At 60.0% G+C, this 5,072-nt stretch carries 5 protein-coding genes and 1 pseudogene; 2 read left to right on the forward strand and 4 right to left on the reverse strand.

Annotated features, from left to right (window positions below):
• The coding region (locus LCF60_RS23360) for a choice-of-anchor L domain-containing protein (protein WP_292294936.1) at nucleotides 1-2,326 on the forward strand (2,326 nt) is incomplete at its 5' end.
• Between the two features lie 130 nt (nucleotides 2,327-2,456).
• Here LCF60_RS23360 and LCF60_RS23365 read toward each other — a convergent pair.
• The 4 genes and pseudogenes from LCF60_RS23365 to LCF60_RS23380 all read right to left on the reverse strand — a co-directional run bounded on the left by LCF60_RS23365 (nucleotide 2,457) and on the right by LCF60_RS23380 (nucleotide 4,846).
• Nucleotides 2,457-3,206 carry an IS66 family transposase gene (locus LCF60_RS23365; protein WP_292294937.1) on the reverse strand — a complete coding sequence of 250 codons (750 nt, stop codon included), beginning with the start codon at nucleotides 3,204-3,206 and terminating at the stop codon, nucleotides 2,457-2,459.
• Nucleotides 3,164-4,027: pseudogene (locus LCF60_RS23370) on the reverse strand (IS66 family transposase); the annotation flags it as partial. The gene LCF60_RS23365 and the pseudogene LCF60_RS23370, both read right to left, overlap by 43 nt.
• 67 nt (nucleotides 4,028-4,094) lie before the next feature.
• On the reverse strand, nucleotides 4,095-4,442 hold the full coding sequence (gene tnpB, locus LCF60_RS23375; protein WP_292294938.1) for an IS66 family insertion sequence element accessory protein TnpB: 348 nt from the start codon (nucleotides 4,440-4,442) through the stop codon (nucleotides 4,095-4,097).
• The gene (locus LCF60_RS23380) at nucleotides 4,439-4,846 is read right to left on the reverse strand and encodes a transposase (RefSeq protein ID WP_292294939.1); all 408 of its coding nucleotides are present in this window, start codon (nucleotides 4,844-4,846) and stop codon (nucleotides 4,439-4,441) included. The genes tnpB and LCF60_RS23380 overlap by 4 nt, the downstream gene beginning before the upstream one ends.
• Nucleotides 4,847-4,872: 26 nt before the next feature.
• Between LCF60_RS23380 and LCF60_RS23385 the strand changes: the two genes are divergently transcribed.
• Nucleotides 4,873-5,072 (forward strand): transposase (locus tag LCF60_RS23385; protein WP_292294940.1); only part of this gene is annotated, 200 nt, incomplete at its 3' end.

The following is a 5,072-nucleotide window of genomic DNA, read 5'->3' on the forward strand; positions in this document are numbered from 1 at the left end:
TTTTGTGGGGGGCGGTGGCGATGATTTTCAGACGGTATCAGGAAGCTATAAACTAACAGTAAGAGATTTGTCTTATCCGGATGTACACTCTGGATATCCGTCTGGCGGCGTGTCCGAAACGATATCACTAGCGAACGCGGTTGGTGCGTTTGGGGCGGCTGACGGCAGTGAGATCGCACAGCTTTTCCTGGAGTCCCTCGGCGCCACTGTCGACAATGTAACCTACACCGGCAGCGTGGATGCCGCTTTCCTCGTCGGTGAGTTCGAGATCCCCGGAACTTCCGTCGACTATCAGGGCGGCATCCTGCTGTCCTCGGGCGGCTTTCCCGGTCCAAGCAATACGGCTCCTGGCTTTACCATTATTCAAGGAACGTCAGGAGACAGTGACCTCGACGTTATCGCCCAGCAGACCTTCGCGGGCGCTGGTCAGACGCAAGACGCGTCAATCCTCGAATTCAGGCTTTTCGTGGAGGACCCGTCGCAGCTGTCCTTTGACCTCGTGTTCGGATCGGACGAATACCCCGAGTTCGCAAACAGCGAGTTCGTGGACATCGCCGCCGTGTTCGTGAATGGCGAGAACGTCGCCTTGTTCCCAGGCAGCAACGAGCCGCTCAGCATCACTAACGAAAACGTCCTCAACAACCTGAAGGACAATCGCGACGGTGTCTTCGCGACAGAATGGGATGGCTTTGCGGCGCTCGGTCTGACCGCAAACCTCGATGCGGGATGGAACGATATCAAGATCGGTGTCGCGGATACTGGCGACAGCTCCCTTGATACCGCGATCTACCTGACCGATTTCGAACTGACGACGAATGTCCAGGACGATGATGCGCCGACCGGCGAGGTGCGGCTGAAGAATGTTGGCGGGCCACTCGACAACAGCCTTTTGGCAAGCAATACGCCGGAAGAGCACACATTCTACAAGCCGAGCTCGCCTTCCGAACCCAAAGTGCCGGGTTCGCTGTCGGGGACCGCCTCTTCGTTCAACAACGACGTGGTGACCAACTTCAAGTCGGATGACGAGATCAAGTTGGTCCAGCTTCAACAGATCGAGCTGCTTAAGCAGGCTGTCGAGCTGCTGAAGCAGCTCATCAATATCAAGAAGGGGTCCGCGATTATCGAGATCGACGAAGACCTCGATGGCTCTGTGGACAGCGTCCTGACCCTGGAAGGCGATTTTGAGAACTCGCTCTTCAACGTCGAAATCGTTGAGGATGATGTTGTCCTGACACTGGAAGAGCAGGGCTTGACCGAGGGCAGTGAAGACGACGAGATTGCAGTGAATTACGTGCAATGGGTCGCAGCGAACGGTGGGTCGGAAGCGCCGGCACCAGTGTCGACACCGACGACAGCACCTGAACCAGAACCGGCACCGGTGACCGTCGAAAGTCCGCTGGGGACAGACGGTCCCGACGATATCTTCAACCCGCTCGGCGGGCAGTCTTTCGCACTTGGCGGCGGAGCAGATGTTGTTAGAAGCCCGGTCGCGAACTTCTTCGACGATGTGATCGATGATTTCGGTCTCGACGATACAATGGTGTTCGAGGGCACGGAGATTGCCCGCAGCGCCATCGATGTGACTTTTGGCTCCGCGATTCTTGACGTTGATACCGATGGTAATGGCATCTCGAACGGACAATTCACGCTTGAGGGCGATTTCAGCGCAGGCGACTTCATGGCGGTCGGAGATGGTGGCGACACACTGGTGACGTTCGAGACCTTCCTGCCGGTGCTCCAAGAAAGGCAGGAGGTCGACCCCGATCTCGTGAACGGCATCATCAACCAGAACTTCCTGAAGGGCGATGGGACGACCGATTTCCAGGTCACGCTGCGCGATCTCGGGTTCGCGGGCTACAACAACGTGCTTGGCGTCTACGAGATCGACGCGGCCGGCAACCTAATAGACACCCGCATTCTGTTCGCGAATGCCAACGCTGACAAAGCTGCCTCGGCGCTGATCAACGACGTCGAGGATGGTCACAACCTCGGGTTCTTCATTGTGCAAAATGCGGCTGACTGGGCGGCGACGCTCGCGACGGACGACACCCTGAGCTTCGTCAACACTTCAGGCGGCGCCGCGAATGTCTCCGACGGAGCCGACACTTCCATCGCGGTAAACGGCACAGCGGTGGACGAGATGATGTTGTTCCACAGCTTAGACGAGACCATGAATTCCGATGGACTGCAGCATGCCCTGTCCGGTGTGGCAGTTGGCGGCGAGGCGATCACGATTTGCTTTGAAGACCTGACCGGCGGCGGTGATCGCGACTACGAGGATGTTGCGTTCCGAATCGAGTTGGTGGGCGATCTTGCGTTTATCTGACCCTGAGCGCCAGGTCATCGTTCTTGATCCGATCACTTGGGCTGCGCGGGCGTTGACGAATGTTTCGAGAGTTTCGTTACGCTCGCACTACCGCTCAACCGTATCCGTCCGGTCTCGCAGCACTTGACGTCTATTTCGGCGTCCAACTCCATGGCGCGAGTTCGCCGATGCGATTGATCTTGTGATCGGCGATACGCTCGAGAACCCAGGTGAGCCAAGCTTCTGGATTGACGCTGTTCATGCGGGCGGTTTCGATCAGCGTGTAGGCGATGGCGGCGGCCTTGCCGCCACCTTCCGAACCCATGAACAGGTAATTTTTTCGTCCGAGAGTCAGGGGTCTGATTGATCGCTCGCAGATGTTGTTGTCCAGTTCCAGCAGCCCGTTGTCGAGGTATGGTCGCGCCTTGGGCATGCGGCCGAGCGCGTAGCGGATCGCTTCGGCCAGCTTGGTCTTGCCGGATATTTTCGGCAGTTGCAGCTTCAGCCAGTGCTCCAGTTCATCGAAGACCGGCTTGGCTTTCGCCTGACGCAGGGCGACGCGTTCATCTGGGCATTTGTAGCGCGCCTCCTTCTCGACGGCATAGAGCCTGGCGATCCGTTCGATGACGCCCCTGGCGATGACCGACCCATCGCGCTCGAAGACATCCACGAACTTGCGGCGGACATGGACCATGCAGGCTTGCTCCGTGGCGAGCCCATCGCCGAACAGGCCATTGAAGCCGGTGAAGCCGTCCGTTGCCCGGCAGGCGATTGCGGAGCAATCTGCCGAGAGGGGGCATGCACCGTGCCCTTGTAGCCCGAGAGATGTGCAGAGGGGTGCTCTCCCTTCCGGTCCACGCTGAACTGATACCAGGCGCAGGGGGGCGCCTGTCCACACCATGGACGCTCGTCACGGACATAGCTCCAGAGCCGCGCGGTGTGGGCCTTGCCGGTCTTCGTGCCGGTCTGCATCTTGACCGGGGTATCATCGGCAAACACGGCAGGGCCCGCGCGCGCCAGCTTGCCGATGTGATCGGCCAGCGGCTCCAGCAGCGCTGTCGATCGCCCGACCCAATCTGTGAGCGTCGACCGGTGCAGGTCGAGCTTTTCGCGGGCGTAGATTTCCGACTGGCGATATAACGGCAGGTGATCGCAATACTTGGCCGTAAGCACATGCGCGAGAAGGCCGGGACCGGCGCGGTCACGCTCGATGGGTCGGCTCGGCAACGGCGCCTGCGCGAAGGTCTCGCAGCAATTGCAGGCCATGCGAGGGCGCACGATCTGGCGGACGACAAACCGGCCCGGGATGTATTCCAGCTCTTGCGTCACATCCTCGCCAAGTGGGCGCAGGGCGCCCCCGCAGGAGGCGCAGGCATCGCCCGGAGACAGAACCTCGGTCTGTCGCTCAAGGTGATCGGGCAGCGGAGCGCGGCTGTGTTGCCGTTTGGCGGGCGTTTCGGACTGCGCCGCATCGTCGTCCGGACCGGTTCCGTCATGCTGGGCCCGAGCGGCCTGCGCGATCTCGGTGTCTTCCTGCAAGTCGAAGGCCAGCTGATCGAGGCTTTCGGATTTCGACCCGAACCGCGCCTTGCGATGAGCCGCCAGTTGCCCTTGCAGGTCTTCCACCTTCAGGGTCAGAGACTTGATCTCCTCACCCATCAGGGTGACCAGCCCCTTCAAATCGTCAGGATCATCCGACAGGGATTTCAGGCTCTCCAGCATGGCTGGAATATACCGGAACGGGGGCTGTGACGGAACAGAAAACGCGCCAAAACCCCTGTTTTATTGACTATCCCGTCTGCAATGGCCGCCAGGTTTTTTGCGGCATTCGCCAGTCTAATCCTTCCAGAAGCATTGTCATTTGCGACGCGCTGAGGCAGATCTTGCCCTCCTTCGCCGCGGGCCAGACGAACCGGCCACGCTCCAGGCGTTTGGAGAACAGGCAGGCCCCCTGAGCGTCCCACCAGATGATCTTCAAAAGATCACCCCGGCGCCCCCGGAACACGAACAGATGGCCGCAATACGGGTCCTCGGCCAGAACCTTCTCGGCCTGCGCCGCCAGCGTGTTGAAGCCCCGCCGCATGTCCGTCACCCCGGCCGCAAGCCAGATCCGCGTATTGCTCGGCACCGGGATCATGCCATCAATCCTTGCACCAGCCTGACAACCGATGACAGCGCAGTGGGCCCTTCCACCACGAACCGCCGTCCGTCCGACAGCGTGATGTCGACCCGATGCGCCAGAAGAGGCACCGATGTCGAACCGGCCGTCCCTATGGCCCCTTCGTCGATCCGGTGGTCGACAGTGGACCCCGAAACCTCCACCGGCAGGAAGACGCTGCCACCTTCCGGACCAACTGGCGCTTCGCCCGCGGCAGGGGAAAAGCGAGGGTCCTTCAACCATTTGAAAATCAGGTTGGCGTTCATCGCATAGCGGCGTGCAACCTGTGCCACAGAAACGCCTGGGGCCAACGCCTGTGCGCAGATCGATCGCTTCTCTTCGTCAGCCCAGAACCGCTTCTTCTGACCCTTTTTGCCCGCCATGGAGTGCCTCAAGATGTCCACCGTCGATGGTGGACACTATCAGCCGAGTATTTCCCTCGTCAGAGCGGCGACAGCGGACGGATACTAGCGACGCGCAAATGGCGCGTCTGGAACCTTTCTTTCCGAAGTCGCACGGAAAGCCCCGGGTCGATGACAAGCGCGTTCTGAGTGGGATAATCTTCATCAACCGCAATGGGTTAAGGTGGCGCGATGCCCCTGCAGCCTA

Origin of the sequence: Marivita sp., from assembly GCF_020055635.1 — a bacterium.
In the GTDB taxonomy this organism is placed as follows: domain Bacteria; phylum Pseudomonadota; class Alphaproteobacteria; order Rhodobacterales; family Rhodobacteraceae; genus Marivita.